Annotated in this window: 2 protein-coding genes; both read right to left on the bottom strand. The window is 29.8% G+C overall.

The window, feature by feature from the left end; genetic code table 11:
- Window positions 1–15: 15 nt before the first annotated feature.
- The gene (locus tag MV985_RS08370) at window positions 16–1,104 is read right to left on the bottom strand and encodes a hypothetical protein (protein ID WP_297465230.1); all 1,089 of its coding nucleotides are present in this window, start codon (window positions 1,102–1,104) and stop codon (window positions 16–18) included.
- Between the two features lie 188 nt (window positions 1,105–1,292).
- Entirely contained in the window at window positions 1,293–1,493 is a 201-nt protein-coding gene (locus tag MV985_RS08365) for a hypothetical protein (RefSeq protein WP_297465228.1), read from the bottom strand.
- Window positions 1,494–1,632 lie beyond the last annotated feature (139 nt).

Here is a 1,632-nt window from a genome sequence, read left to right as displayed (position 1 = left end):
CACCCTATATAGTATTTAACTATTTCCCACTTTTTGGATATTTTGATTAAGAAAATCAATCCTCTTCATCCTCATAGTTTTACCAATATGCTTCTCTTTCCACTCATTTAACTCTTTTTGACTAACGCTGTTTAAAGCATCAGAGATTTTTTCTTCACTTATTTTTCCACATAAAAGAGGAATAATTAGTATCGAATGGTTCATGTCACTTTGTGGACTTTTTTCTATCGTATGTTTAAACTTACCAAAGAGTGACTCAATAATATCACTGCTAATAGGCATAGGATAAGAGCCAAGTTGTTTTTGAATTTTGAGATGTCTATCTAACCAATCTCTTAAAGATTTGGCTGTTCTTGAACTTTTTGGAAGCTCTTTTAACATAATTTTACATTCATCATAGGTAGATTTTTCTAATCCTTTATTTTTTAATCTCTGCATGATTTTAGATGTAACAGCTGTTGTTTTTGAAAAGTTTAAAATAAACGGTTTTAGTCTGCTAAATCCAGGAAATGCAAGACGTAGTCTCTCTAAAATAGAACCTTTTTTTGCTCTACCTCTGATATTAAAATGTTTCATCATCTTCTCTCCCCATTTTCCTAATCTACTAACATTTTGGAAACGAGCTTTGTTTCTTAATTTTGGAGGAGTTAAAAATGCAATCTCTGTATTTCTGATTCTCGCTGAACCATTTTTTATCAGTTGTGTAAACTGTTTATAACTTTTTGTCTCTTCAAACTCTTTTTTTAACGATTTAGCGACAACATGACTAATGTCTTCTATTAATAAAATAGGCTTTTTTCGACTCTTATTATATAACTTAACTCCCTTATTTAAGGTATAGTCTGTATCTTTGATAATTGCATTCGGGTTTCCTGAGATTTTAAAAATCTCTTCTAAATCTTTCTTTACACTCTCTCCATTAACCACTTCACAAATTTTTAAACCAACACATTCACAATCTTCTAGTGTTACTGCCTTATCCTTTTTACATAAAACATCTAGCTCTATTCTAAGAACAACAAAAAGTTTTTTTGTTCCAATATTAATTGAATGGTCAATGATAGCAATCCACGGTTTATCAATTTTCTTTATCTCTTTTAACATTCCTACACCAACTCTCCCTATCCAATTGATGGTTGATGTAAAGTGTGGAATCCATTCTACATTTAGAGCTGTTTGATTGTTAAATATGTTTAAAATTTTGGGGATACTTCGATAGGAGACTACGGCACTTAAAATAAGTAGTATTGATGTTATTCGGATTTGTTGAGAGTTTGATTCATCTCTTTTTATTATATTGTTATGACTATATTTTTTTTTGTCTCTTCTTTTCCTAACTCTTGTTTTAATCTCTTTATCTCTTCTTTCAATTCTGATATTGTCTCTTTATGCCTTTTTGTTGTCTTTCTATACTCTCTTATCTCATCGGCTCTCTCTATTGCCTTTTTTCTCCAATTATTTCTTGCTTGATATAGTTTTGATGTTTGTAGCATATTTTTTTCTCTCTTTTCTATATTTCTCTTATTTACTATACTATTTTTTTACTTAAATGTTTTTATTTGTTAGGTTTTTATTTTTTCTGAAAAGTGGGAAAAATTTTTGGTGTCGAAATTGGGGTTTTTCGACACCCTA

Origin of the sequence: Thermococcus sp. (assembly GCF_027012695.1) — an archaeon.
Classification (GTDB): domain Archaea; phylum Methanobacteriota_B; class Thermococci; order Thermococcales; family Thermococcaceae; genus Thermococcus.
The sequence above is the reverse complement of the archived record's forward strand: the minus strand, read 5'-3'. Positions and strand labels throughout refer to the sequence as shown.

Bases quoted from the DNA above. Each gene is read 5' to 3' on its own strand.
- MV985_RS08370 (WP_297465230.1), bottom strand. From the start codon at position 1,104: ATGTTAAAAGAGATAAAGAAAATTGATAAACCGTGGATTGCTATCATT.
- MV985_RS08365 (WP_297465228.1), bottom strand. From the start codon at position 1,493: ATGCTACAAACATCAAAACTATATCAAGCAAGAAATAATTGGAGAAAA.